The following is a 24,580-nucleotide window of genomic DNA, read 5'->3' as shown; positions in this document are numbered from 1 at the left end:
ATCACCCACAACACGATGAACACGTTCCACTACGCGGGCGTCGCCGAGATCGACGTCACCCAAGGCCTACCGCGACTCATCGAACTGGTGGACGCCCGGAAGACCCCGGACACGCCGATGATGACCGTTCACCTCGAAGACGAGTACGCCACCGAGCGCGAACGCGCCCACGAGGTCGTCTGGCAGATGGAGGCGACCAAGATCCTCGCGCTGGGAGACATCTCCACCAACGTGGCGGACATGATCGTCCAGGTCGACCTCAACGACGAGACGCTCGCGGAGCGGTGGCCGACCGTCGACGACGTCGATGTCGTCGCCCAGGAGATCGCCGAGATCACCGAGGACGCCCTCGGCGTCGACACCCGCCGGGACGGGATGCTCGTCGAGTTCGGCCCCGAGGAACCGAGCTACCGCCGGCTCCTCCAACTGGTCGAAGAACTCAGAGAGATCGTGTTCAAAGGCTTAGAGGACATCTCCCGGGTGGTCATCCGGAAAGAGAACAACGAAGACACCGACGGCGAGGAGTTCGTGCTCTACACCGAGGGGTCGGCGTTCGGCGACGTGCTCTCGATCGAGGGGGTCGATGCCTCCCGCACGACGAGTAACAACATCCACGAGGTCTACCGGAACCTCGGCGTCGAGGCCGCCCGCGAGACCATCATCAACGAGACGATGGAGACGCTGCGGGAGCAGGGGCTCGACGACGTGAACATCCGGCACCTCATGCTCGTCGCGGACATCATGACGAACCGCGGCGAGATCGAGTCGATCGGCCGTCACGGCATCTCGGGGTCGAAAGACTCCGTCCTGGCGCGCGCAGCGTTCGAGGTGACGGTCAATCACCTGCTGGACGGCGCGGTCCACGGCGAGGAGGACGACTTAGACGGTGTCATCGAGAACGTTATCGTGGGCAAGCCGGTCTCGATCGGGACGGGCGACGTCGACCTCCGGATGGGGTCGATCGAGGCCGACGGCGGCGAGCCCGAACCGTCGGACGACTGATTCGATGCGAGTCACGCTGTCGGACGAGGCGCTTCGGCACATCGCCCGGTTTGAGGAAGAGACCGGCGCGACGGCGCGAGACTGCCTGCTGTTCGAAGATCGGGTCGTGATCTTGGTCACCGCCGGTGAGATGGGTGCGGCCATCGGCCCCGGGGGTGCCCACGTCGACGGGGTCGAAGACGCCGTCGGCCGTCGTGTCGACCTCGTTGAGAACGCAGACACCCCGACGGCGTTCGTTGAAAGCGCCCTTGCGCCCGCGGCGGTCCGGCACGTGACGCTCTCCGAACAGGGCGGTGACGTGGTCGCGTACGTCGAAATCCCGGAGGGCGACCGTGGCGTCGCGATCGGGGCCGACGGACGAAACATCGAGACCGCACGCCGGCTCGCGCGGCGGCATCACGACATCGACGACATTCAGTTGACGTAGCCGTCCGGGTGCGAGCGGAACGACTCGGTCTCCGTGCCGCTCAGCCCGTCTCCGACCGCGAGCCCGCGTCGTCGTGAGCAAACGACGGACGCAGAGCCCGTTTTAGGGGTCGTTACTCCGACCTGCGCCCGTTTCGGCGCGCGCGAAAAGGGAGTCTTAAGTGGTTCCGACGGGAACACACTCTCACTATGGCGAACGGCAAATACGCCGCGCGGAAACTCAAGCAGGACCGGCAGAAGCGGCGCTGGTCCGACTCGGAGTACGCGCGGCGCGAACGCGGCCTCGGCGCGAAGTCCGACCCCCTTGAGGGGGCCCCGCAGGGACGCGGGATCGTCCTCGAGAAGGTGGGAATCGAAGCGAAACAGCCCAACTCCGCGATCCGGAAGTGTGTCCGGGTCCAGTTGATCAAGAACGGCAAGCAGGTCACCGCGTTCTGTCCGGGCGACGGTGCGATCTCGTTCATTGACGAGCACGACGAGGTCACCATCGCCGGGATCGGCGGCGCGAAGGGTCGCGCGATGGGTGACCTCTCGGGTGTGAACTACAAAGTCGAGAAGGTCAACGGCGTCTCGATGATCGAGCTGGTCCGCGGTAACGCCGAAAAGCCGGTGCGCTGAGATGTCGGAAAGCGAAGCCACCGACGCCGACGCCGACACCGAGGCTGACGCCGACGTCGAATCCGAGGACGCCGGAATGGAGCACGAAGCGCTGCTTTTCGGCACCTGGAACGTCTCCGAGACCGAGTACGCTGATCCCTCGACGGAGCGGTATATCACCGTCACGCCCGTCGCCCACACGATGGGTCGGCACGCCTCAAAGCAGTTTCAAAAGTCCGAGATCAGTATCGTCGAGCGGTTAATCAACCGGCTGATGCAGACCGAGGAGAACACGGGGCACAAACAGAAGACGATGAAGATCGTCCGGGAGTCCTTCGAGATGGTCCACGATCGGACCGACGAGAACCCCGTGCAGGTGCTGGTCCGCGCCGTCGAGAACGCCGCGCCCCGCGAGGAGACCGTCCGCCTGAAGTACGGCGGGATCTCGGTCCCGCAGGCGGTCGACGTCGCCCCGCAGCGCCGCGTCGACCAGGCGCTGAAGTTCATCGCCGACGGCACCCAGGGCGGGTCGTACAAGAACCCCAAGAGCGCCGCGGAGGCGCTCACCGACGTCCTCGTCGGGGCCGCCGACTACGACGTCCAGTCGTACGCGATCGGACAGAAAGAGGAGTCTGAGCGCGTCGCCGAGGCCGCGCGGTAATCCGTTCGTCGCCGGCACCTGCGGTTTCTCTTCTCCCTTCTCAGTCCGCAGCCACGGCACCACCCGAGTCGACGACGTACGCACGGGTCGCATCGACCAGCGTCTTCCGGTAGTCGCTCGCGGAGGGGTCTGCCCCCAGCGACCGGAACCGGCGTTTGAACGCGTCGAGATCAACCTCCGGCGCATCGTCGGCGGCGGCGTGTGCCAGGTCGTAGAGTCGGTGAGTCTCGTCGACGATGTCGTGGCGCTCAACGAGTCCCAAGGCGAACGCCGCGTTGACCGCGGTGATCTCGGGGTCCGACCCGGTGGTGACCCGGCGGGAGTCGGGCCACGGCGACGGGTCCGACCGGTCCGACACCGCCCGCGCGAGTTCGGACTCGAAAAACGACACCAGTTTCTCCGGCGGCGTCACCGAGAGGGTGATGTCGTCGGCGTAGATGTCTTTCATATGGTTCGCGATCTGGTAGCAGTGAGCGATCTTCCGGCGCTCGACGGATTCCCCGGAGAGCGCCAGAAACAGCGCCTCCTCCGTCCGGAAGTGATGTGAGGCGTGGCCCTCCTCGTTGCGAGCCATGTGCGCGAGTTCGTGGACGATCAGCTCCCGCGCCATGGCGCTGGTCGCCGCCTGCTCGGAGATGTTCAGGACGTGTCGGTCGTCGTAGTGGGCCGCCCAGGTTCGTTCGTCGGGATCCTCACGGACGTTGGCGTGGACCGGACGGTCGAGGTTGTGCTCGGTCTCGAAGAGGTCCGCCGCGCCGAGAAACGGGTCGGCTGGGACGGCTCCGCGCACTCTGATATCCATGGGTGTATTTACCACGGTTCGGGCTGATAAAGACTCTTACCCCCGTGGCGCGGCCCGTCACCGGGTCGAAAACGCGTCAGCCCCGTCACGCGATCCCCAGCCCGCCGGTCACCAGCCGGACACCGACGAGCGTGAGGAGGCCGAGCACCACCAGCCGCCGGGCGCGTTCGCTCACCAAGGTTCGGAGGCGCTTGCCGACCGCGACGCCCGCGACCGCCGGCACGACCGCGACGAGCGAGGCCGCCGCGACCGCCGTGCTCGGGTAGAGCCCGAACGCGCCCGCGATCGCGACCCGGATCCCGTTGAGTCCGAGAAAGACCAGCGCGACCACCCCGACGAACAAGCCGTGAGAGAGGTCGAAGCTCCGGAGGTACGCGATCAGCTGGACTCCCACGTTGGTGCCGCCGAACAGCACCCCCGAGACTCCGCCGACGCCGACCATCCCCAGCCGAGATTTGAGCGCCGCCCCGTCGAACGAGTCCATCCCTGGCACCGGAACGGCCCGCTGGGCGGTCGCGACGAACCCCAGCGTCAGGACGCCAAGCCCGACCCGGAGCGGCGCCGCCGGCACCCGCTGGAGCGCTGCCATCCCGACCACGGTCCCGACGAGCGCGGCGGCGATCAGCGGCCAGAACCGCGCGCTACACGACCGGAGCTCCGTCCGAGAGAGGTCGCTCACCAGCGAGACGTTCACCGCAAAGATGGGGACAATCATGAACACCACCGCGGTCGCGGGGTCGACCAGCGTCGCGAGCGCCATTGTCCCGACGACCGCGAACCCGAAGCCCGCGACGCCGTTGGTCGCGCCGGCCACAAGGACCACGCCTGCGACGACCGCGACCGTCGCCGGCGGGAGGCTCGCGAGCGTCACCGGCCGGGCTCCTGGACGAGTTTCATCGCCGACACCGTGTCGGAGTCGGGTGTGGTGTGTCCGTCATGATGTCTGTGGTGTGGACCCGTGACAATTGCCGACCGTATCAGAACGTGATGATCTCGTAGTCGTCGTCGACCAGCGAGCGGACGCTGGGGTGGCCGTCGTGGTCGTCGAGCGTCACGAGCCCGGAGTCGGCGACCGCGTCCTCAACGCCGAACGCGCTGGAACAGTAGTCACACACCGCGGTATCGTCACGGACCGTCTGGTAGAGGTCGTGGTAGTCGTTGTCCTCGGCTTCGAGCTCCGGGATCCACTGCGTGCCCGCGCCGTCGAAGACGAGTTTGAGGTCGTCGTCGTCGTTTTCGGCGAACTCCTTGGCGGCTTCAAGCCCGTTGGCCAGCCGACCGAGGTTCTCGTGTCCGTCCGTGCCTGCGAGGATGATGACTGCTGCCTTCGCCATTACGTCTCCCCGTAGGTGCGCGGATGGTTTATACACCGGGTGCGTGTGCGACCGGAGCACCCTCACGGCGAAAATTTAGGATTCACCACCCGACGGCGCGGGACCCGGATGAGTAACCACCGCCGGTCACAGGTCGTAGGTCTCGCCGTCGACCGCAAGCGGCTCTTCGAACGCCTCCGCGGCGGGGTAAAAGTGCGCGGAGTGGACCAGCCGGGTCTCGGCCGCCGAGAGGTCATCAGCGAGATCAAGCGCGCCCTCGCGGGTCATGTGTTTCGTGCCGAACGTCCGCGGCACGCCGTCAGGGCCGTGGTGGTCGCCGCCCAGCGGGTGGTGTTCACACAGCGACGCCGGGACGATGGCGTCCGCGAGCAGCAGGTCGGGACCGGCGAGCACCTCCCGGGACCGCGCGGGGATATCGTAGGCGGTGTCGCCCGATAGCGACAGTTTCGCGCCGGTTTCGGGGTCTTCGATCGCGAGCCCGTAACAGCGCAGTGGTGGGTGGTCGACCGGCACCAGCGTCGCCTCAAGCCCGCAGACCTCGAAGGGTTCGAACGGCGCTTGCGGCCGGGATTCGACCTGGTCGAGGTAGTCGTACTTCCGGGCGACCGTGTCGGCGACGCTCTCGGCGGTCGCGGGGTCGGTCTCGTTTGCAGCGTAGACCGAGAGGTCGTCGAACAGCCGGTAGGCGTTGCCGAGGCCGTCGAGGTGATCGAAGTGGATGTGGGTGACAATGCCCGCATCGGGGAGGTCGACCGCCTGTGTCAGGAACTGGTGTCTGAAGTCGGGACTGAAATCAACCAGCACCGACTCGCCGGTGCGGTCGTTGCGGACGTGGACCGAGAATCGCGTGCGCTCGACGCCGCGGCGGCGCGCCTCGGCGCAGGTGTCACAGTCGCAGTCGACGGTGGGCGTGCCGGTTGTGTCGCCGGTGCCCAACAGGGTGACCCGCATCGTGCTGTGTTGCGTCCCGGCGAGGCATAAAGAACCCGAGCACGAGGCGGGTCAGTGGCCGCCCGCGGCGTGGAGCCCGACGATGCCGAGGACGATCAGGCCGATGAATCCCATCCGGAGGATGGACACCGACTCGTCGAAGAGGACGATCCCGAGCGACGCCGTCCCGACGGCACCGATGCCCGTCCAGACGGCGTACGCCGTGCCGATGGGAAGGTCTTCGACGGCCTGTGAGAGGAGTACCAGACTGACGATCATGGCGACAGCGGTGCCGAGCGTCGGGATCGGCTTCGAGAACCCCTCGGAGTATTCGAGTCCGATCGCCCACCCGATCTCGAAGAGCCCCGCGAGTATCAGGAGATACCACGACATCGTGGCGTGGGCTACTCCCAGGAGGCGTCTATAGCTTCGGTTGTCGGTCGGGGCGGGGTTGTCCGTTCCCGTCAGTGGAGCGAGGCGACCAACCTCACCGGAAGCCGGCGCGGAGCGAACCCAACGGGATAAAACGGTGGATCAGCTGCTCTTCTCGATCCCGTGTGAGTGGTCGTGATCGTGGGTGTCGGAGTCCGGATTCTCCCCGGGCGACCCCTCCCAGTTGTCGAAATCGTCCATGTTCTTGAGGTTGTCCCGCTCCTCGAAGTCCTCGACGGCGGCGACGATGTCCGCCTGAGTTAGGGTGGTCCGCTCCTCGGTCAGCGCCTCCAGAACGGCCTCCCGGAGCACCATCCGGAGGTCCGACCCGGTGAGCCCCTGTGTCAGGTCCGCGACCGCGGTGGGGTCGAAGTCGTCGATCTCCATCCGGCGGGTGATGATCCGAAGGATGTCAGCGCGCATGTCCCGGTCGGGTTTGGGGAAGTTCACGATCTCGTCGAACCGGCGCCACGCCGCCGAATCCAGCTGGTCGGGGTGGTTGGTGGCGCCGATGAGGATCACCTCGTCGCGGATCAGAGAAATGTCGTCGATGCTTTTGAGCAGGGTGTTGACCGCACGCTTCAGCGCGGCGTGTTCGTCCGACCGGCGGGTCTTCGCCACCGAGTCGAACTCGTCGATAAACAGGATACACGGCGAGAGCCGCTTTGCGACCTCGAAGGTCTTCTCGACGTTCTTTGCGGTTTCGCCGAGATACTGGCTGGTGATCATAGACAGCTTCACTTCGACGAACGGGAGCCCGAGTTCGTGGGCCAGCGCCCGCGACACGGTCGTCTTTCCCGTGCCTGGCGGGCCGACGAACAGGATCTTCCCGATCTCCCGGAGCCCGATCTCAGCGAGGTATTCGCGGTGTTCGATCGCCTGCATTAGCTTCTGGATCTCGCCTTCCTGGTCGCCGGTCAACACCAGGTCCTCGAGGGTCATCTCGATCTCCTCGGGGGCGCGGACCTGCACGAGGTCAAGCATCTCCGCGTCCTCGTCGGCGTCGAAGTACTCTTCGAGTAGGCTGTCGATCCAGACCCGGTCGGCCTGGATCGGCCGGGTGTGGTCCCTGGCCTCGGCGTGTGTCACCTCGACGTCGTCTCGGCCTTCGGCAGTGGCGGCGACTGTGGGGTTCGTCGACAGCCGGTTGCGGTCGGCGCGGTCGAGATACCACTCCAGCGCCATATCGGGCTGGGTGACCGACACCCGGCCCGAAAAGTCCTCGCGCTGGGTGAAAAGCAGGTCCGAAACCGCGTCCCAAGGGTGCTCGACACCGGTCGCTTTCCGCGCGACGGTGTCGGTGACGACGAGCGGGCGTTCGATGTCGACCACGTCCGGGTCGCCGTCGCCCGACTCTTCCTCCTCGGACGGGGTCGTCCAGAACACCCGCCGGTACCGCGGCGGCAGATCGTTCGCGTCGAGGTCGCGATTCTCGGTGTAGAGGTGCGCCGTGAGGAGAAACTCGACCACCTCGAGAGCCCGGTCACTCATCCCCAACAGATTGCCGTCCAACCCGCATAAGCGCGTCGAAACCGCGCGGTCGGGGCATCCGGGCAGCACGGAACGAGGGTCTGACAGGAGCCGGTTTCCCGGGGTCACCCCGGCGCGGACGTGGTCTCCGCCGCGCCCTGCTCGATCACCTGTCGGGGTGGACGAACTGTAACGCCTCGTGGACCTCCTCGCGACCCCCGATGATGGTGAGGCGGTCGCCGTGTTCGAGCCGCAGTTCCGGCTGCGGGACGCTCGTTTCCCCGTCCCGCTGGACCAGCGCGATGAGGGTGTCCTCGGGGAGTTCCGGGCCGATCTCGCCGACAGTCCGCCCCGCGATGTCCTCGGAGGTGATGTCGATCTCTTGGATCTCGCCGGTGTGGCCGACCTCGGCCATCCAGTCCATCATCGAGGGGCGCTCGATGTAGTTGTCCATGGCCTGGGCGGTCGCGAGCGTCGCGGAGATCGCCCGGACGCCGAGTTCCTCGAACGCCTCCGCGTTGTCGGGGTCGTTCACCCGCGCAAGGATGGTCTCAGGGTCGAACTTCGAGCGGGCGAGCTGTGAGACCAGTAGGTTCACGTCGTCGTCACCGGTCGCGCCGACGACGATCCGCGCGTTGTCAACGCCCGCCGACCGGAGCACCTCGGTGTCGGTGCCGTCCCCGTGGTGCGCGGTGAACCCGGCGTTCCGCGCAACCTCAACTGTTTGCTTGTTCTGTTCGACGATCACGACGTTTTCGCCGCGGTCTTCGAGGCGTTCGGCGAGCGACCGTCCCACCCTCCCGCCTCCGATGATGAGTACACGCATTGGGATGATGTCGAAGTATTCCGCGATCCGTCTGGCGAATCCCCCCTCGAAAACGACGGTCACGAAGATGACCAGAAAGACGGTCCCCACGAGGAGGTCGGCGGCGGCGGCCTGCCCCGCGCTTCGGAGCTGGATCGCAAACAGCGTCGCCACCGACGCGGGGATGATCCCGCGGGGACCCACCAGGCTCATGAACCACCTTTCGCCCGTGGTGAACCGGTCGCCCGACGTCGAGACGAACATCAGGATCGGCCGGAGCACCAGTGCGACGACCACGGCGACCACGAACCCACGGAGACCGATGTCGACCAGGATGTCGAACCGCAGAAGCGCCGCAAGCGTAATGAAGACGAACGACAACACGATGAGCGTCACGTCGCCTTTGAACGCGGAGATCTCTTCTTCGTACGGGATCTCGAGGTTGCCGAGCAGGATGCCCGCGGTGGCGACGGCAGCGACGCCCGCCTCCGTGTCGATGGTGTCGGCGACGCCGTACGCCACGAGCGCCCCCGCGAGCACGAGGAGTCGCGCGTTTCGGGGGGCGCTCCCCGGCGAGAGGTCGATGTACCGGAGTCCGTAGTACAGCGCCGCCGCGACCAACCCGCCGATGAGGATCCCGACTCCGAGCCGCTCGGCGAACAGGGTGAGGAGTTTGAGCGGGTCAGTCGTCCCGAGGCTGACCGCCTGAAAGATCACAACCGCCAGAATCGCCGCCGTCACGTCGTTGACGATCCCCTCAGTCTCCAAGGCAGTCTCTACGCGGTCGCGAGCGGGCACTACCTCGAGGATCGGGGTGACGACCGTCGGCCCGGTTGCGACCAACAGTGCGCCGATCAGAAACGCCACGTCCCACGCCGCGCCGAGCAGGAACCGCACCGCGACGGCCGTGCCGATCAAGGCGATTGCGGCCCCGACCGTAATCAGCTTCAGGGTTGGCCCGGGCGACTCCTGGAGGTCGTCTATCCGGAGGTGGAACGCGCCCTCGAAGACGATGATCGCGACCGAAAGCCCCACGATCGCACCGAGCGCGTTCCCGAAGGAGTCGGGACCGACGACGCCGAGCACTTCCGGACCGAAGAGCACGCCCGCCAGGATCAGGAACACGACGCTCGGGACCTGAAACCGGTCCGAGAGGACCTGGGCGACAACGCCGATCCCGATGATCGCGGCCACGATCGCGATCAGGTTCGGTCCACCGGTGGCGGCCACTATGATACCTCCACGTGCGGTGTGGGGCAACGGAACGATATAAAACCACAGATAGCGACGTGGAGGCCGCTGGCGGGTGCGTGCCGCCGCCGAAGCGAACTCGGACCGACCCCGACCGGTCGACCCGGACGACTCCTCCGGGTCACCGAGGTAGTTGTACTCCTCTTCGAGCAGCTGGTTGACCTCTTCGTCCGCGTGAACGCGGAGGAACCACGCCACGGGGTTTCAGGCCGAGTGTGGCGGCCTGGTAGTTTCAAGACGCATACGTTCCACGCGTCACCTGCTGAGTTTCAGCATCGTCCCCAGAAATCGAAGATTTCCGGTGTGCGGACGAGACGCGAGCGTCTCGTCAACGTCGGCAAAACGCAGACGATGGAGGCGCACCCGTAGACGTGCGCTTGCATCGCGGGACGCTGGACGTGAACGGCGAATATTCGCCTCCCACTGTTAGTGGGTAGAACGGGAGTCCACGCGAAAGCCTCGGGGCTTGACCCCGAGGCGGTGCACCCATCTCGGCGTTGTCTGCGTACACCGCTTCGAGCCACTCCCGCTATTCGGGATTGGCGCGTGCCGGAATCCAGAGGTGGTAGTCCTCGTGGTGGAGGAGTTTGACGTACCATCCGATAGCGTTCTGTGATTGGTGGTCGAGTTGCAGTCCCTCGTTGGTGGAAGTGAAACGGTGGGAAATCCAGCACCGCAATAGAATGGTGGGTTGTCGCACTATACCATCCACTCGACCCCCGCCTGTTCGCTCCTCGGTTCCGACAGGCCGGAACACTCGTCACTCACGAAAAGGCGGGGGTATGCGCTCGTGTCTTTATTACGTCGCCAACAACAGGGACCCCCGTCTATCCCACCGTCGGCGGTTGCATACTGTTGGTCGGCTTCATCCCCGCCCTGAAGGGCGAGGCTTTCGTCCCGAATTTTCCGTAACTACACACGACCCCGACGCAGAGGGAGAGTTTCTTACCCTCCGGCCGACTATCCGCGGTCGATGGACGCGCCACTCTGGACCGAGACCCACGCCCCGTCGCTGTCGGAGCTTCCCCAGTCGGCGGTTCGCGAGCGGCTCTCTCGGACGGTTGATGAGCCCATGAATCTCGTGGTCCGCGGCCCGTCGGGCGCCGGGAAGACCGCGGCAGTGCGCGCGCTGGCGGCCGAAGCCCACGCCGACCCCGACGCCGACCTGGTCGAAATCAACGTTGCCGACTTTTTCGAGCGGACAAAAAAGCAGATCCGGGAGGACCCCCGGTTCTCGCGGTTCCTCCAGGGCCAGACCGCGTTCTCGAAGCAGTACCGCCGCGGCGACGGCCGGAACAAGTACAAACGCAACTGGTCGAAGCGGGACATGATCTCTCACATCCTTCAGGAGCTGTCGTCGTACCAACCTGCCTCGGGGTCGTACAAGACGGTGTTGCTCGACAACGCAGAAACCATCCGGGGGGACTTCCAGCAGGCGCTCCGCCGGGTGATGGAGCGGTACCACCGGAGCACCCAGTTCGTGATCGCGACCCGCCAACCCTCGAAGCTCATCCCCGCGATCCGGTCGCGGTGTTTTCCGATTCCAGTCCGCGCGCCGTCGACCGACGAAACCGAGGCGGTGCTCGCGGCCATTGCAGACGCCGAAGGGGTCGACGCCGAGTCGCTGGCGTTGAACCTGATCGCGTCGAAGGCGGGTGGGGACCTCCGGTACGCCGTTCTCGCCGCACAACACGCCGCGACCGAGGGCGGCGGCGAGATCACCGCGTCGGCCGCCGAGACCGCGCTGTCGGACGTCGGCCACGACAACGCGCTGAGAGCGGTCCTCGACGACGCCGCGGCCGGGGAGATCCGCGACGCTCGGAAGACGATCACGTCGCTCCTGGACGACGAGGGATTTGGCGGCCAGGAACTGCTCGCGGGACTCCTCCAGGTGGCAGACACCTACCCCGAAGAGTTCGGCTCCACGAATATCGTGCGGCTCCACCGCCTCGCCGGGAGCGTCGACGTGGACCTCGCCGAAGGTAACGACCCCCGGCTTCACCTCACCCACCTGCTCTCGGCGTGGGCGGGCGGGCAGTCGGAACTCGACCGGGAGGCGGTGGCCTGACCGATGCGGTTTGCGCCCGGTGTCCGGCGGTTCGCGCTCCCGGCGTTCGGGGCCGCTGCGGCTTTGAGCATCTTCGCCCCGCCGCTCGCAGTCGTGGCGCTCGCGGCCGGGGCGTTCGTGGCGTGGTTTTTCCGGGACCCCGACCGTCGACCCTCCGGACCGGGCGTGGTGTCGCCCGCCGACGGCCGTGTCTCGGTCGTTCGCGAAGAGGGCGAGCAGCTCCGCGTCGGGGTGTACATGAGCGCGACCGACGTCCACGTGAACCGCGCGCCGTTCAACGGGACCATCGAGCGCGTGACCCACCGGCCGGGCGCGCACAAGCTGGCGTTCTCGAAGGACTCCGAGCGGAACGAGCGGGTCGACATCGACATCGCCACCGACGACGGGCCGGCGGAGGTGTCGTTGATCGCCGGGGCGTTCGCCCGGCGGATCCACCCCTACGTCGCCGCGGGCGACGACCTCTCGCGGGCCCAGCGGCTCGGACACATTGACTTCGGGTCGCGGGCGGACGTGTTGCTGCCGCCGGCGTACGACCGCGACGACCTCATAATCGAGGAGGGCGACACGCTCCGGGCGGGCGAATCGATCGTCGCGAGTACCGAGCGGTAGCAGGTCGGGATCGACGACCGCCGCCGGCTACGCCCGCCGCAACACGTGAACGTGTCGTGTCAGTGATCCGTGGACCCGCCGCTCGAACCGCGCCTCGACCGTCCACCCGGCGTCGCGGGCGGCCGCCTCCCACGGCCCGTCGGCAACGAGGACACACGCCGGCGCGACCCGCGCGGCCTCCCCCAGGGCACCGCCGACGAGTGCTTCGAGTTCGTGGCCCGCGATCTTCGACTGCCGGCCGTACGGCGCGTCGAAGACGACCGCGTCGGCGATACCGTCGTCGAACGGGAGCGCCGTAGCGTCGCCGCGGACGACGTCCCACCGCGCGTCGGGCAGGTAGTGTGCGAGGTTCTCCGCGGCCCCGCGGGCCATCTTCCACTGGGCGTCCGAACCCAGGGAGCGGGCGCCGATCAGGCCGGCCTCGAGCAGGAGTCCGCCGGTGCCGCACATCGGGTCGAACACCGTGGCCTCGGGGAGCGCCGGTCCGGCGGCGAGGTTGAGGTAGGCTCGGGCGTCGACCGGGGCCATACTCCCCGGCTGAAAGAACGGCCGGTCGGTGGGTGCCCGCGACCCGAACTCCGCGTCGCGTTCGGCGACCTGCCATCCCACCAGGCAGACGTCGTCGGCGAACACCGCCCGGAGTTCGTGGTCGGGGTCGTCGAGGTCGATTCCGAACCCGCGGTCCACGAGGACGCTCCCCAGGTCGCGCTCGGCGGCCGCGGTACTCACGTCGGCGGTCGACCGGACGTTCCGGGCCCGAACCGCGACGCTCCCGGTTCGATCGATCGACGCGGCTTCGAGCACCGCGACCGCCCCGCCGACGTCAGCGGTCGTGCGCCCGATGAGTTCCGAGGCGCGCCGCGTGTACGCCAGCGTCGGCGCGCGATCGATCCGCAGCCCACGGGCGGTCGCGAGTCCCGGTGCGACCCGTTCGACGCCGGAGGCGGCCGCTCGCTCGGCCTCTAATGCCGCCATCGGCTCGTCGACGGCATCGCCCGCGAACTCCAGGCAGTACACGTCCGAATCTGGACGTCCGGTCAAATCAGCGTGTCGAATACGTTCGCGGTCTTGCACCAACCTTTTTAAATCTTAAATACGTCGTTTAAGTCGATATATGAGCGACCCCAAGGATACAATCAACATCGAGAACGTCGTCGCCTCCACCGGGATCGGGCAGGAACTCGACCTCCAGAGCGTGGCGATGGACCTCGAAGGCGCCGACTACGACCCCGAGCAGTTCCCCGGGCTGGTCTACCGGACCCAGGAGCCCAAGTCGGCGGCGCTCATCTTCCGGTCGGGCAAGATCGTCTGTACCGGTGCGAAATCCACCGACGACGTCCACGAGAGCCTCCGCATCGTCTTCGAGAAGCTCCGGGAGCTGAAGATCCCGGTCGACGACGACCCCGAGATCACCGTCCAGAACATCGTCACCTCCGCCGATCTCGGCGAGAGCCTCAACCTCAACGCCATCGCCATCGGGCTCGGCTTAGAGAACATCGAGTACGAACCCGAACAGTTCCCCGGGTTGGTCTACCGGCTCGATGAGCCGTCGGTGGTCGCGCTGCTTTTCGGCTCCGGGAAGCTCGTCATCACCGGCGGTAAAGCCCCTGACGACGCCCGCGAAGCCGTCGACGTGATCGTCTCCCGTTTGGACGAACTCGGGTTACTCGAGGGCTGAGGCCGCCTCGACGTCCGTTTCGATGTTCCTTCTCCAGGCCGCTCCCGAAGGGCCGCTCGCTGTCGCCGGCACGTTCGCTTCCTTCGCGATCTTCCTCTCGGTCACCGCCCACATCGCCGCCCGGAACGTCCTCGGCGACGTCCCGATCCGGAACGCGTTCGTCGTCGGTCCGGTTCCGGCCGCCGTCAGCGTGTTGGTGGCGACGTTCGCCGCGGAGACCCAACTGCCGATCTTTCTCGGTGTCGTCGCCGCCATCGTCCTCGACGGCGTCGCCATCCGGGCGCTCTACGACGAGTCGACGCGCATGTCGGCGTACATCACGTTCATCCACGTCGTGGTCAGCGTCATCCTGGGCACGATCGTCTTCGGCGTCTGGGCGCTTGCGATCACCGCGCCGGGTTGACATCCTCCCCGCGGTGAAGCGCGGGGATTCCTTCGTGGGACAACAGGCCGTTCCTCCGTCCCCGGAGCCACCCTGACCGAGGCCACGGTGGTCTCGGCTGTGGTTCGTGGGTGGTGCGTCGGGCCACCCAAGTGGCGTGGTGTGCTTTGTGTATCCGCTTGCACCTCACGGGCCGTGCCATCGACCCGACTCAACCCCGCTGGGTGAGTAGAACACTCGACGCAGGGTTGCTTTTTAATGATGGAGACCCCAATCCAACTCCAATTTTTGCCTGATGTGCTTACGTTACAATATGCTGTCGGAATAGTTACTACTCGTGGTCAGCGTCCCTGTTGTCGGATTCATCCCCGCGATAAACCACTGTCTCTTACCCACAAATCGAGTTGTTGCCGAGGTCGATTACTTCGGGCAAAATATCGATATCTGCGGGCGTTATACCGTTATGGACCGATTTTGGCGATCTTGGTTACCCGTGTTCAGTAACCCCCGACTGCCGAGATCACCGCCCGACTCACTCCTTACCTCGATCTTCTGAGTGTAGATTGGGGCCGACAGCGTCTGAAACGTCTGTTTGGAACTTGGTGGACTTGTGAGTAAGAGACAGCGCTTTAGCACGGGGAGGATGTCAAGCGACCCGTGTCATTCCACCAACCGCTCGATCTCAGTGACCAAGATCCCCGACGCCCCGACCGATTTCAGGTTGTCAATGGTCTCGAAGACGTCGCGCTCGTCGACGACGACGTGGACCGCCACGGTATCCTCGCCCGCGATATCCATGACCGTCGGACCGCCGAGCCCCGGGATCACCTCGCGGATCTCGTCGAGCCGGCCCTCGGGAGCGTTCATCATGACGTACCGCTTGTCCTCGGCGGCCAGCACCGACTCGAAGGCGGTCACGAGCTGTTGGACCTTCTGGTCGTCGGCGCGGTCAGGGCGGGCGTAGAGCCGCACCGACGACGAGAGCACCTCGTCGATCACCCCAAGACGGTTCATGCGGAGCGTGGTGCCCGTAGAGGTGATGTCCACGATGGCGTCGGCCATCTCGACGTGGGGAGTGAGTTCGGTCGCGCCCGTGACCTCGACCACGTCGGCGTCGATCCCCTCGCGATCGAGGTACTCCCGGGTGATTGTCGGGAACTCGGTCGCGACGGTCCCGCCGGCCAGGTCCCCAGCCCCGGCGATGCCGCCCTCTTCGGGCGCGGCCAGCACCAACCGGCATCGCCCGAACCCCAGATCGACCAACTCCACCAGGTCGACTCCGGACTCGACAACCTGGTCACGGCCTGTGATCCCCACCGCGGCGGCCCCGTCACCCACGTACTCCGGGATGTCGGCCGCGCGGGCGAACAGGACGGTCACGTCGGGGTCGACGGTGTCGGCGTAGAGCTTTCGATCGGCCGTGCTCTCGATCGGGAGCCCGGCCCGTTCGAGGAGGTCGACGCTCGGCTCGTGTAGGCGGCCCTTGTTGGGGACGGCGACGCGCATACTCGAGGGGTCACGCGCCCGTGACCTACCACTTTCGCTCGGGGGCCGCGGGGATGGCCGACGGATGGCGGGTGAGCGGACGGCAGCGCGGTACCGCCCCGGAGGCACAACGATCATACCCCCGCGCGTCGATGCCCCCGTATGACCGACGCAGACGGCGGGGACGCCGGATCCGACACCAACCCCGACAGCGACGCCGCCGGGACACGGGGTGCGGGCGCAGACCGCGCCGCGGCGGTCTCGCGGGAGACCGCCGAAACCGAGATCGACCTCACCCTCGCCATCGACGGCAACGGCGACGCCGCCGTCACCACCGGGATCGGCTTCTTCGACCACATGCTCGAGTCGTTCGCGAAACACGGCCTGTTCGATCTGACGGTGCGCTGTGACGGCGACGTGGACATCGACGACCACCACACCGTCGAGGATGTCGCGATCGTGCTCGGAGAGGCGTTCGACGAGGCGCTCGGCGACAAACGCGGGATCGTCCGCTACGCCGACCGACGGGTCCCTCTCGACGAGGCGGTCGCGGGCGTTGTGGTCGACGTGAGCGGCCGGCCGCACTTCGACTTCGACGGCGGCTTCTCCCAGGCGTCGGTCGGTGAGTTCACCAGCGATATGGCTCGTCACTTCGCGTACTCACTCTCGATGAACGCCGGGTTGACGCTCCACGCCGAGGTCGACGGCGACAACGCCCACCACGAGGTCGAAGCGGTGTTCAAGTCGCTCGCCCGGGCGCTTGACGACGCTACCCGGGTCGATCCGCGCCGGAGCGACACACCGAGTACAAAAGGGGAGCTGTGACAGCCGTTAGTGAACTCAACACTCAAGCGAAAGTATGGTGCGTTTGTCCGGTCACGGCGGTGGTGGAAGCAGTTCCGTGAACTCACCATCGCCTGTCTCATACTGTCGGCTATAACTACGTGAAGATTTTCGACACCCCGGGGTGTCGAAATACGTCACGCGACTATAGCCGACAGTATCATTCATAATGTAGATCGATCACTCTGAGCGGTCAGTACAGATGAAGCACAGATCGCTCAGTACAGTCCGTATATTGCCTGTGTTTGACTTGCTCTCGGCACGTTTTGGAGTCTCTCTGGAGGCCGTCATAACGAGTTAACTTTATGATGGATTTGCCTCAATCTATTGATAGTGCTGTCGGACCAACTTGCGCTGTGCCTCATGTATGTCCCGGACTAACACACATATACGTTATTCGATGATATGCGACTGAGAACGTGATTGTAGTTATGTACAGACTCCAGATGTAATGAGTCGTTAGAGGCGTGTACCACTGCTAGACTCATATACCAAACGACACTTTACACGTGGTCCCCTGTAGTCGTAATGAGGTTACGGAACTGATGGAATCTAACAGTCGGAGGATAATCGGAGGTGCCGTTGCTGCAATCGCCTTGCTCGCCGTTGTCGGCAGCGGGGTAGCATTCGCGCAAGGGAGTGGATCATCACTCGTGTCGGACGTTGATGACGAAGACTCGATTTCGGAGAGTAACGTCACACTTTCTGAGCAAGAGGCAATTGATATCGCAACTGCCGAAGCTAATGGGACCGTTAATGAAGTTGAACTTGAAAACGAAGACGGGGTACCCGTCTACGAAATCAAGCTCGTGACAACAAGCGGCTCAGAGACCGAAGTTGCCGTCCACGCAGACGATGGCATAGTCCTCGAAACTGAGAGCGAAGACGAGGAGATGGACGAAGACTCGATTTCGGAGAGTAACGTCACACTTTCTGAGCAAGAAGCAATTGATATCGCAACTGCCGAAGCCAACGGGACTGTTGACGAAGTTGAACTCGAAACCGAGGATGGCGCACCCGTCTACGAAGTTGAGTTCGTGACGGCAAACGGCTCAGAAACTGAAGTTGCTGTCCACGCAGACGATGGTACGGTCCTCGAAACTGAGAGCGAAGTCGACGAAGATGAGCGGGAAGACGAACAGACGGACGACGAAGATGAGCAGGAAGATGAGGAGGCGGACGACGAAGATGAGCAGGAAGATGAGGAGGCGGACGACGAGGACGAGTACGAAGACAGCGACGACAAACGGTAGTGTCGGTCAACACTATGACCGTCAGAACCAACGGTCGCGTGTGACCACCGTGACAAATAATTAGATAGCCCCCACACCCAATTTCATTATATGACGGAGATTGAACTGTTTGAACCGGAAACGTTCATCCGGGCTCTTACGCTCTTAGTGACGATGATCGTGGTTCTCGTTACCGCGTTCGCCTACTACCGTACCCGAGTCCGTCGTATTCTGGTCCTTGCGCTGCTCGCAGCGCTACTCGCAACCGATCTCATGTTAGAGGTCGGTGACGAGTTCTTCGAGGAAGGCATCCCACACTTCGAGTTGCTCACGAGCCTGTTTGCACTGGGGATTGCACTCCTCTTGTTATCGACAGTAGTCTGGCGCTTCGACTGGCAGCCACGATGATATCCCCACGCGTCACACCCGGCACACAGAGACGAAACGCAGATGGTTAGACGCCGACCTCACGACGGCGAGGAAGACATCCTTGAGCTAGAGACGCGGAAGGAGATCTTCGAATACGTCAAAACAAACCCGGGTGTTCACTTCAGCCAAGCGAAGCGCGAACTCGATATGGAGACCGGGCTTTTACAGCACCATCTCGACACGCTCGAAAACTATGACGTGCTCGTGAGCGAGGACCATCAGGGTAAACGTCGGTTGTTCGTCGCCGAGGAACTCGATAGTGAAGAGCGTGAAATACTGTCGTCCCTCCGATACGAGACGACCCGCCATGTCTTGTTGTTCTTGATACAAGAAGAGACGGCCCGAAATGGGGCAATCGCCGAAGAGGTCGGCGTGGCACCAGCGACGGTTTCTTGGCACGTGTCACGCCTCGTTGAAGAGGGGATTATCTCAGAGGTTCGAGATGGCCGAACGACGCTCTACACTGTTGCCGACGAGGAGTTGACGATGCAGCTCTTGGTACGATATCAGGAAAGTTTCGTTGACAGGGCAGTCGATAATGTGCTTGACTTCTGGGGTTGACATCCTCCCCGCGCTAAAGCGCGAGGCTTCCACGAGGTGGAGTTTGCGGTTCCGTGTTTCTTCGGGGTTCAAGCACGCTTTCGCGTGACCCCTCAACGGTAGCCGTCCAATTATGACCGAGGACGTGCATTGCAACGGATACAGCCCTGTCAACGGGGCCTTCCCATCCAGACGCGCTGGACGCGTCAACAGGAATACCGAGTCCCTCATACTGTCGGCTATAACTACGTGAAGATTTTCGACACCCCAGGGTGTCGAAATACGTCACGCGACTATAGCCGACAGTATCAACGGTCGGGTATTCAGCCGACTGGGTACCGCCAGTCGCGTCTCCGTGAAGAGGACGTGATGGAGTGGGTCTGGTTTTGTTACCCACCACGATCACTGGTCGAAGACCAGATGACGGTGAAACTGTCGTGACGTGGGTGGGGAAGACCATCACCATACGGTATGGTTGAAGCCTATTTAGACTCCCGTTTCAAACTCAGATGAACATCGTCAGTGGATTGCGTCATCAATTGTCGGATTTATCCCCGCGCTAAAGCACTGTCTCTTACCCATAAGTCCACCAAGTTCCAAACAGACGTTTCAGACGCTGTCGACCCCAATCTACACTCAGAAGATCGAGGTAAGGAGTGAGTCGGGCGGTGATCTCGGCAGTCGGGGGTTACTGAATTCGGATAACCGAGATGGGTAAAAACCGTCGCATAGAGGTATCAGATGGGTAGATACAGGATTTTCGTTCGGATTCATCGATCCTAGCACCGACTCGGTTTGTGGGTAAGAGACAGCGCTAAAGCACGGGGCTTTCTCCTCAATTCTCCGTAACTCCGCGATCTGAGGTACAAACTAATTAAAATATGATCCACTCTTACACCACTACCTAACAGATACATGGATCCCCAGCGTAATCACCGAAACATACGTTAAAATCACAGAGCTTCCGGCGGCCAACACGCACCTCTCATCGACCGGCTGTTTCAGGCGAAAATGTATCTGAAGAATAGGATTTCAACAGAGCCCTTGTTTTCTATAACGGAGTCGTGCTATGATCTACTGGTAAGAGGAGCACTCCCCGGGAGCGTCATACGGATTATTGTAACGAATTGGCGGTCATCGCCGGAAACGGGGTCGACGATGACCGGTAATTGACTACAGTAATCCGTATCAGTCCCGCCGGAGCGTGCCGCCGTCGTCGGCGATCACGCCGCGGTCAACCGCGTGGTCGACGATCCGGTGGACGTGCCCCTCGTCGAGTTCGTACGCGCCCGCGGCGAGTTCGACGATGGTGTCGCGGTCGACCGGAAACTCGCGGTTGCCGAGCAGCCGCATCACCGTCCGGAACTCCTCGGGTTCGTCGGGCCTGCCGGTCGCCGCCGCTTCGCTCCCGTCGGGGTCGTCCGCGCGGCCGTCGGGCGCCCCCTGCGATCCGCGGGCCTCGATCGCGGGTTCGGTCGGTTCGTCGGGAACGCCCCCGCCGTCGGACTCCGACTCCCCGGACGTGGGAGTGGTCGGTTCGACGTCGTCCCAGTGGACCGCGCCGTCCGTGGCCGCGTTGTCGTCTTTCGACCCGCCCGTGGACGGATCCGCCGGACTGTCGGGAGCGAAGCCGATGCCGTCGTCGGAACCACCCGCGTTGACGGGGTCGCTCGCGGTCGCCGCGTCGTCGGGGCCGGGCGCGTCGGGGTCGGCTGTGGCAGCTTCGGACGGCGACTCGGTCCCGGTCCCCGAAGCGGTCTCGGACGCGGGCGCGTCGGCCGGGGCTTCCGATGCGGGCGCGCCACCGTCGGCCGTCGACGCGTCCTCACCCGTTTCGACACCGAGTCGTTCGAGCAGCGGGTCCACGACGGTCTCGAGCGTCCCCGCGCAGTCCGAGCAGAGGACGAGCCGTCGTTGTTCGGCCTCCGTCGGCGCGAGTTCCGGCGGGAGCACTTCGTAGACGCCCGCCGCGTCGCCGCCGCAGAAGTCGCAGTTTCGGAGCTTGCGCATCGGCATACTCGTGTCTCCGCAAGCGGGCGGATAAAACCGACGGGCGTGCGACCGCCCTGCAGCCCCGACGGAACGGCGGCTACTCCAGCACGTCGTCGGGCACCGACCCATCGAGTGGACCGCCGCGCTCGACCCACTCCGTGAGGCTCCCCTCGTAGAACCCCACGTCGTTGTAGCCCAGCGACCGGAGCACAACGTAGGTGTGGCTGATCCGGCGCGCGGTGTTGCAGTAGAGCAACACTCCGGTGTCGGGGGTGACTCCGACCCCCTCGAGGACCGCCGAGAGTTCCTCGGGAGGTTTCAGCCCGCGGGTGTCGTCGTCGACGAGGTCGCGCCAGTCGAGGTTGACCGCACCCGGCAGGTGGCCCTCCTCGAACTCCCACGCCTCCCGGGTGTCGACGATGACCGCCCCGGGATCGTCGAGTGCGGCCCGGGTGGTGTCGTAGTCGACAAGCGGGGAGTGGTCGGGTACATCAACCGTGTACGACGCCGCCGCCGGCGCCGACGACTCGGTGGTGCTCCCGTGTTCGCGGTTCCACGCGCTGAAGTCGCCGTCAAGCAGGTGTAGGCGATCGGGCGGGTGGCCGTACAGCTCCGCGGTCACCAGAAACCGCGCCGCGAAAACCCCGTGGGTGTCGTCGTAGGCGACGATGTCGTCATCGGGACCGATCCCTGCGGCCGACAGCAGCGACTCCCACGTGTCGGCACCGGGGAGCATACCCTCGTCGCCGGATTCGCTGCGAAACTCCGCGAAGGGGACGTTGACCGCCCCCGGAACGTGGCCGATACCGTCGAACTCCCACGCGTCGCGGACGTCGACGATCCGCGCCGAATCGAGTCGCCCCGCGACCCACTCCGCCGAGACGACGACGTTATCGTACATGTCCGTAGGTAGTCAGCCGCGACTCTTGAACCTGGGCGATCCGGACGCTGTCGAAGAAACAAGTAAAAATTGCTGGTAGAATCCGCGCCGGGCGACCGATCGGTGGCCGGCGTGCCCCCACGCCGGGGTCGGTTCACGACGCATCGTCAAAAACCAGAAATATCGTCCGGGTCCCGTGAGGGATGGCAGGACGCGCCGTTGCTGGAGGGATTATACGGCACGGGGTCATATGGGAAGGTGTAATGACAGACAACGGCTACGCGAAAGACGTCCTGGTTTCCGCGGACTGGGTCGAGGACCGGCTTGACGAGTTCGAGAGCGACGACCCCGCCCACCGACTGGTGGAGGTCGATACCGACACCGAAGCGTATGACGAGAGCCACGCTCCCGGCGCGATCGGGTTCAACTGGGAGACACAGCTCCAAGACCAGACCACCCGAGATATCCTGACAGAGGACGACTTCGAGGACCTCCTCGGCAGCCACGGCATCACCGAAGACTCCACGGTGGTGCTCTACGGCGACAACTCCAATTGGTTCGCCGCCTACACCTACTGGCAGTTCAAATACTACGGCCACAACGACGTGCACCTGCTCGACGGCGGCCGCGAATACTGGCTCGAGAACGACTACCCGACCACCGACGAGGTCCCCGAGTTCTCCGCACAGACTTACGCCGCCAAAGGCCCCCACGAGGACATCCGGGCGTACCGCGACGACGTCGAGAAGGCCATCGGCCGCGACCTCCCGCTGGTGGACGTCCGCTCGCCCGAGGAGTTCTCCGGTGAGATCCTCGCCCCGCCGGGACTACAGGAGACCGCCCAGCGCGGCGGCCACATCCCCGGCGCGCAGAACATCTCGTGGGCCGCAGTCACCAACGACGACGGCACGTTCAAGACCCGCGACGAGCTCGAGGAGCTCTACGCAGAGCACGGCATCGACGGTGACACCACGGTCGTCGCGTACTGCCGGATCGGCGAGCGCTCCTCTGTCGCGTGGTTCGCGCTCCACGAACTCCTGGGGTACGACTCGACGATCAACTACGACGGCTCTTGGACCGAGTGGGGTAATCTGGTCGGTGCGCCGGTAGAGACGGGCGAGGCCGACGACTGAGCGGAGCGAGGCCGACGACTGAGCAAAAGAGTCGGCCTTGAGCCGGAGCGGCGACCGTGGGGAGCCGCGGAGATGCGGTGCGGTGGACGAGCGACGCGAAGGAGTCGGCCTCGAACACCGCGAGCCGAACTCAGGCCGGTGTCGAGTCCGCACCGGATTCCGCCATCCGCCAGACAGTGAGCCCTCCTGCTGCCCCGAGGCCAACGGCGAACGCGAACAGGATGCCGTACGTTCCGGCGGTGGCAACTAGCTCCCCGGCGACAACCGGTGCGACGAACGACCCCAGCCACCCGGCGACGCTCGCGATCGAGACGACCGTCCCCGCAGCACTCGGGTCGACGAACTCTTGGACCGACTGGTACATGAGCCCGATCTGGAGTTGGATGAACACGCCCGCCAGAACGAGCAACGAAACGAGCACCGCGACCGTCGTGCTGTAGAACATGGCGACCGCAAGCGTCATAGCCCCGGCGAATGACGCGGCGAAGACCGGGCGTCGCCGCCGGGCCAGGACCGTATCGGAGAGCCATCCGCCCGCCGGTCGGGCCAGGATCCCCACCGCAGGAAACAGCGCAACAAACGTGCCGCTTTCGGCGATCGAGACGCCGAACTGACGGGTGAGGTACGTCGGCATCCACGAGTTGAACACCATATACAGCGAGTAGCCGAGGAACGTGACCGCGACGACCAGCCACACGTTTCGGTTTCGCAGCACCTTCTTGAACCCGACCGCCGACATCGGCTCCGTCGGCGTCCGGTACCGCGACACCCGCCCGACCGCGGCGTAGAGCCCGAGCGACACCAGCAGCACCGCGCCGCCGAAGACCGGGAACACCCCCGGCCACCCGACGACCTCCGCGAGGCGCGGTGTCGCAACCTGCCCGAGCGCGTACCCCGCGGGGTATCCCGAGATGATCACCGAGGTTGCTGTTGCCCGCCTGTCGGGGGAGAAGGTGCTTGACGCGACGTTGATACTGACCACCCACAGTATGAACATCCCGACGCCCGCGAACAGCCGCGACCCGATCAGCAACGGGACCACTGCCTCGCTCGCGGCGAACCAATCGCCGACGCTGCCGGCGAAGAGGATGGCCGCCGCGATCGGGACAACCGTCCGGGCTTCGACACGGTCGAGGTAGATCCCGACGGGGATCCCGATCACCGTCGCCGCCACCTGCGGCATCGAGACGAGCGCGGCAGCTGTGGCTTCGGTGACTCCGAGATCGGCCATCACCAGCGTGAGAATACTAGCCGGCGTGATCAGGTACGCCCCGACAAACAGGAGCAACAGCCACCCGGCCGCGATGGTCGCGACCTGCAACGCCGACCCTCCGGTGGAATCACCGGTGTCGGGCGATTCGGAATCGAACACACAATCGCTTGCTGAACTCCGATCATAACCCTATTGCTGGCGGCACCACTTGTCAGTCGGTCGGCCCCACGTGTTCACATACTCAGGTGGTTTAATACGTCGAACACGACGAGTTCGAGCACTGCGAGGACTTCCTCGCCCGTTGGCTCCGGTCCGTCCGGCTGTTCGACGGGTCGTGCGTCGAGCCGACGCGTCTGTCCCCGGATCCGGCGGGTCGTCCCCGGTGG

24 protein-coding genes and 3 pseudogenes are annotated in these 24,580 nt (G+C 64.7%); 14 read left to right on the top strand and 13 right to left on the bottom strand.

Annotated features, from left to right (window positions below):
* Positions 1–3 precede the first annotated feature (3 nt).
* From rpoA2 to IEX72_RS08495, 4 genes and pseudogenes are all read left to right on the top strand, one after another.
* Positions 4–1,002 (top strand): annotated as a pseudogene (rpoA2, locus tag IEX72_RS15655) (DNA-directed RNA polymerase subunit A''); the annotation flags it as partial.
* A gap of 4 nt (positions 1,003–1,006) precedes the next feature.
* Positions 1,007–1,429, top strand: coding sequence for a NusA-like transcription termination signal-binding factor (locus IEX72_RS08505; RefSeq protein ID WP_188786949.1), 423 nt, complete (start codon positions 1,007–1,009; stop codon positions 1,427–1,429).
* A gap of 188 nt (positions 1,430–1,617) precedes the next feature.
* Complete coding sequence (locus IEX72_RS08500; protein WP_089768796.1) at positions 1,618–2,046, top strand: 30S ribosomal protein S12; 429 nt, start codon at positions 1,618–1,620, stop codon at positions 2,044–2,046.
* Position 2,047: 1 nt separating this feature from the next.
* Positions 2,048–2,686 carry a 30S ribosomal protein S7 gene (locus IEX72_RS08495; RefSeq protein ID WP_188786948.1) on the top strand — a complete coding sequence of 213 codons (639 nt, stop codon included), beginning with the start codon at positions 2,048–2,050 and terminating at the stop codon, positions 2,684–2,686.
* 40 nt (positions 2,687–2,726) lie between these two features.
* Here the strand turns inward: IEX72_RS08495 and IEX72_RS08490 are convergent, their stop codons facing one another.
* The 8 genes and pseudogenes from IEX72_RS08490 to IEX72_RS15560 form a co-directional block, all read right to left on the bottom strand.
* The gene (locus tag IEX72_RS08490; RefSeq protein ID WP_188786947.1) at positions 2,727–3,488 is read right to left on the bottom strand and encodes a DUF5781 family protein; all 762 of its coding nucleotides are present in this window, start codon (positions 3,486–3,488) and stop codon (positions 2,727–2,729) included.
* Between the two features lie 85 nt (positions 3,489–3,573).
* Positions 3,574–4,359, bottom strand: a complete 786-nt coding sequence (locus tag IEX72_RS08485) for a TSUP family transporter (protein WP_188786946.1) — start codon at positions 4,357–4,359, stop codon at positions 3,574–3,576.
* A 106-nt stretch (positions 4,360–4,465) separates the two neighbouring features.
* Positions 4,466–4,822 carry a DsrE family protein gene (locus tag IEX72_RS08480; RefSeq protein ID WP_188786945.1) on the bottom strand — a complete coding sequence of 119 codons (357 nt, stop codon included), beginning with the start codon at positions 4,820–4,822 and terminating at the stop codon, positions 4,466–4,468.
* 126 nt (positions 4,823–4,948) lie between these two features.
* Entirely contained in the window at positions 4,949–5,773 is an 825-nt protein-coding gene (locus IEX72_RS08475) for an MBL fold metallo-hydrolase (RefSeq protein WP_188786944.1), read from the bottom strand.
* Between the two features lie 51 nt (positions 5,774–5,824).
* Positions 5,825–6,145 (bottom strand): quaternary ammonium compound efflux SMR transporter SugE, encoded by a 321-nt coding sequence (gene sugE, locus IEX72_RS08470; protein WP_188786943.1) that lies wholly within the window; start codon positions 6,143–6,145, stop codon positions 5,825–5,827.
* Positions 6,146–6,286: 141 nt separating this feature from the next.
* The gene (locus tag IEX72_RS08465) at positions 6,287–7,675 is read right to left on the bottom strand and encodes an ATP-binding protein (RefSeq protein WP_188786942.1); all 1,389 of its coding nucleotides are present in this window, start codon (positions 7,673–7,675) and stop codon (positions 6,287–6,289) included.
* 145 nt (positions 7,676–7,820) lie between these two features.
* Positions 7,821–9,689 (bottom strand): cation:proton antiporter domain-containing protein, encoded by a 1,869-nt coding sequence (locus tag IEX72_RS08460; RefSeq protein WP_188786941.1) that lies wholly within the window; start codon positions 9,687–9,689, stop codon positions 7,821–7,823.
* A gap of 553 nt (positions 9,690–10,242) precedes the next feature.
* Positions 10,243–10,371 (bottom strand): annotated as a pseudogene (locus tag IEX72_RS15560) (RNA-guided endonuclease TnpB family protein); the annotation flags it as partial.
* A gap of 312 nt (positions 10,372–10,683) precedes the next feature.
* Here IEX72_RS15560 and IEX72_RS08455 point away from each other — a divergent pair.
* Together IEX72_RS08455 and IEX72_RS08450 are read left to right on the top strand one after the other, a co-directional pair.
* Positions 10,684–11,778, top strand: a complete 1,095-nt coding sequence (locus tag IEX72_RS08455; protein ID WP_188786940.1) for an AAA family ATPase — start codon at positions 10,684–10,686, stop codon at positions 11,776–11,778.
* Between the two features lie 3 nt (positions 11,779–11,781).
* On the top strand, positions 11,782–12,387 hold the full coding sequence (locus IEX72_RS08450; RefSeq protein ID WP_188786939.1) for a protein sorting system archaetidylserine decarboxylase: 606 nt from the start codon (positions 11,782–11,784) through the stop codon (positions 12,385–12,387).
* Positions 12,388–12,414: 27 nt separating this feature from the next.
* Here IEX72_RS08450 and IEX72_RS08445 read toward each other — a convergent pair whose 3' ends face one another.
* On the bottom strand, positions 12,415–13,395 hold the full coding sequence (locus IEX72_RS08445; protein ID WP_229663800.1) for a methyltransferase domain-containing protein: 981 nt from the start codon (positions 13,393–13,395) through the stop codon (positions 12,415–12,417).
* A gap of 106 nt (positions 13,396–13,501) precedes the next feature.
* Here IEX72_RS08445 and IEX72_RS08440 point away from each other — a divergent pair, with 106 nt between their 5' ends.
* Together IEX72_RS08440 and IEX72_RS08435 are read left to right on the top strand one after the other, a co-directional pair.
* Complete coding sequence (locus tag IEX72_RS08440) at positions 13,502–14,065, top strand: TATA-box-binding protein (RefSeq protein ID WP_188786938.1); 564 nt, start codon at positions 13,502–13,504, stop codon at positions 14,063–14,065.
* 22 nt (positions 14,066–14,087) lie between these two features.
* Positions 14,088–14,468 carry a DUF7473 family protein gene (locus IEX72_RS08435; protein WP_188786937.1) on the top strand — a complete coding sequence of 127 codons (381 nt, stop codon included), beginning with the start codon at positions 14,088–14,090 and terminating at the stop codon, positions 14,466–14,468.
* A gap of 639 nt (positions 14,469–15,107) precedes the next feature.
* Here IEX72_RS08435 and hisG read toward each other — a convergent pair.
* Positions 15,108–15,953 (bottom strand): ATP phosphoribosyltransferase, encoded by an 846-nt coding sequence (gene hisG / locus IEX72_RS08430; RefSeq protein ID WP_188786936.1) that lies wholly within the window; start codon positions 15,951–15,953, stop codon positions 15,108–15,110.
* A 141-nt stretch (positions 15,954–16,094) separates the two neighbouring features.
* Here hisG and hisB point away from each other — a divergent pair, with 141 nt between their 5' ends.
* From hisB to IEX72_RS08405, 5 genes and pseudogenes are all read left to right on the top strand, one after another.
* Positions 16,095–16,757 carry an imidazoleglycerol-phosphate dehydratase HisB gene (hisB, locus tag IEX72_RS08425; RefSeq protein WP_188786935.1) on the top strand — a complete coding sequence of 221 codons (663 nt, stop codon included), beginning with the start codon at positions 16,095–16,097 and terminating at the stop codon, positions 16,755–16,757.
* Positions 16,758–16,766: 9 nt separating this feature from the next.
* Positions 16,767–16,880: pseudogene (locus tag IEX72_RS15555) on the top strand (IS5/IS1182 family transposase); the annotation flags it as partial.
* 440 nt (positions 16,881–17,320) lie between these two features.
* The gene (locus IEX72_RS08415) at positions 17,321–18,028 is read left to right on the top strand and encodes a PepSY domain-containing protein (RefSeq protein WP_188786934.1); all 708 of its coding nucleotides are present in this window, start codon (positions 17,321–17,323) and stop codon (positions 18,026–18,028) included.
* A gap of 90 nt (positions 18,029–18,118) precedes the next feature.
* On the top strand, positions 18,119–18,415 hold the full coding sequence (locus IEX72_RS08410) for a hypothetical protein (RefSeq protein WP_188786933.1): 297 nt from the start codon (positions 18,119–18,121) through the stop codon (positions 18,413–18,415).
* A 42-nt stretch (positions 18,416–18,457) separates the two neighbouring features.
* The gene (locus IEX72_RS08405) at positions 18,458–18,997 is read left to right on the top strand and encodes a winged helix-turn-helix transcriptional regulator (RefSeq protein ID WP_188786932.1); all 540 of its coding nucleotides are present in this window, start codon (positions 18,458–18,460) and stop codon (positions 18,995–18,997) included.
* A gap of 1,167 nt (positions 18,998–20,164) precedes the next feature.
* Here the strand turns inward: IEX72_RS08405 and IEX72_RS08400 are convergent.
* A complete protein-coding gene (locus IEX72_RS08400; RefSeq protein ID WP_229663792.1) occupies positions 20,165–20,992 on the bottom strand; it encodes a hypothetical protein in 828 nt (275 codons plus the stop codon).
* A 73-nt stretch (positions 20,993–21,065) separates the two neighbouring features.
* The gene (locus tag IEX72_RS08395; protein ID WP_188786931.1) at positions 21,066–21,869 is read right to left on the bottom strand and encodes a sulfurtransferase; all 804 of its coding nucleotides are present in this window, start codon (positions 21,867–21,869) and stop codon (positions 21,066–21,068) included.
* Positions 21,870–22,111: 242 nt separating this feature from the next.
* Between IEX72_RS08395 and IEX72_RS08390 the strand changes: the two genes are divergently transcribed.
* A complete protein-coding gene (locus IEX72_RS08390) occupies positions 22,112–22,981 on the top strand; it encodes a sulfurtransferase (protein ID WP_188786930.1) in 870 nt (289 codons plus the stop codon).
* Between the two features lie 130 nt (positions 22,982–23,111).
* Here the strand turns inward: IEX72_RS08390 and IEX72_RS08385 are convergent, their stop codons facing one another.
* Positions 23,112–24,353 carry an MFS transporter gene (locus tag IEX72_RS08385; RefSeq protein ID WP_229663791.1) on the bottom strand — a complete coding sequence of 414 codons (1,242 nt, stop codon included), beginning with the start codon at positions 24,351–24,353 and terminating at the stop codon, positions 23,112–23,114.
* Positions 24,354–24,580: the final 227 nt, after the last annotated feature.

Source organism: Halobellus salinus (assembly GCF_014646875.1).
Classification (GTDB): Archaea; Halobacteriota; Halobacteria; order Halobacteriales; family Haloferacaceae; genus Haloquadratum; species Haloquadratum salinum.
The sequence above is the reverse complement of the archived record's forward strand: the minus strand, read 5'-3'. Positions and strand labels throughout refer to the sequence as shown.

Excerpts from the sequence above, each read along its gene's own strand:
- IEX72_RS08505 (WP_188786949.1), top strand. The coding sequence starts at position 1,007 with ATGCGAGTCACGCTGTCGGACGAGGCGCTTCGGCACATCGCCCGGTTT.
- IEX72_RS08500 (WP_089768796.1), top strand. The coding sequence starts at position 1,618 with ATGGCGAACGGCAAATACGCCGCGCGGAAACTCAAGCAGGACCGGCAG.
- IEX72_RS08495 (WP_188786948.1), top strand. The coding sequence starts at position 2,048 with ATGTCGGAAAGCGAAGCCACCGACGCCGACGCCGACACCGAGGCTGAC.
- IEX72_RS08490 (WP_188786947.1), bottom strand. The coding sequence starts at position 3,488 with ATGGATATCAGAGTGCGCGGAGCCGTCCCAGCCGACCCGTTTCTCGGC.
- IEX72_RS08480 (WP_188786945.1), bottom strand. The coding sequence starts at position 4,822 with ATGGCGAAGGCAGCAGTCATCATCCTCGCAGGCACGGACGGACACGAG.
- IEX72_RS08475 (WP_188786944.1), bottom strand. The coding sequence starts at position 5,773 with ATGCGGGTCACCCTGTTGGGCACCGGCGACACAACCGGCACGCCCACC.
- sugE (WP_188786943.1), bottom strand. The coding sequence starts at position 6,145 with ATGTCGTGGTATCTCCTGATACTCGCGGGGCTCTTCGAGATCGGGTGG.
- IEX72_RS08465 (WP_188786942.1), bottom strand. The coding sequence starts at position 7,675 with ATGAGTGACCGGGCTCTCGAGGTGGTCGAGTTTCTCCTCACGGCGCAC.
- IEX72_RS08455 (WP_188786940.1), top strand. The coding sequence starts at position 10,684 with ATGGACGCGCCACTCTGGACCGAGACCCACGCCCCGTCGCTGTCGGAG.
- IEX72_RS08450 (WP_188786939.1), top strand. The coding sequence starts at position 11,782 with ATGCGGTTTGCGCCCGGTGTCCGGCGGTTCGCGCTCCCGGCGTTCGGG.
- IEX72_RS08440 (WP_188786938.1), top strand. The coding sequence starts at position 13,502 with ATGAGCGACCCCAAGGATACAATCAACATCGAGAACGTCGTCGCCTCC.
- IEX72_RS08435 (WP_188786937.1), top strand. The coding sequence starts at position 14,088 with ATGTTCCTTCTCCAGGCCGCTCCCGAAGGGCCGCTCGCTGTCGCCGGC.
- hisG (WP_188786936.1), bottom strand. The coding sequence starts at position 15,953 with ATGCGCGTCGCCGTCCCCAACAAGGGCCGCCTACACGAGCCGAGCGTC.
- hisB (WP_188786935.1), top strand. The coding sequence starts at position 16,095 with ATGACCGACGCAGACGGCGGGGACGCCGGATCCGACACCAACCCCGAC.
- IEX72_RS08415 (WP_188786934.1), top strand. The coding sequence starts at position 17,321 with ATGGAATCTAACAGTCGGAGGATAATCGGAGGTGCCGTTGCTGCAATC.
- IEX72_RS08410 (WP_188786933.1), top strand. The coding sequence starts at position 18,119 with ATGACGGAGATTGAACTGTTTGAACCGGAAACGTTCATCCGGGCTCTT.
- IEX72_RS08405 (WP_188786932.1), top strand. The coding sequence starts at position 18,458 with ATGGTTAGACGCCGACCTCACGACGGCGAGGAAGACATCCTTGAGCTA.
- IEX72_RS08400 (WP_229663792.1), bottom strand. The coding sequence starts at position 20,992 with ATGCCGATGCGCAAGCTCCGAAACTGCGACTTCTGCGGCGGCGACGCG.
- IEX72_RS08395 (WP_188786931.1), bottom strand. The coding sequence starts at position 21,869 with ATGTACGATAACGTCGTCGTCTCGGCGGAGTGGGTCGCGGGGCGACTC.
- IEX72_RS08390 (WP_188786930.1), top strand. The coding sequence starts at position 22,112 with ATGACAGACAACGGCTACGCGAAAGACGTCCTGGTTTCCGCGGACTGG.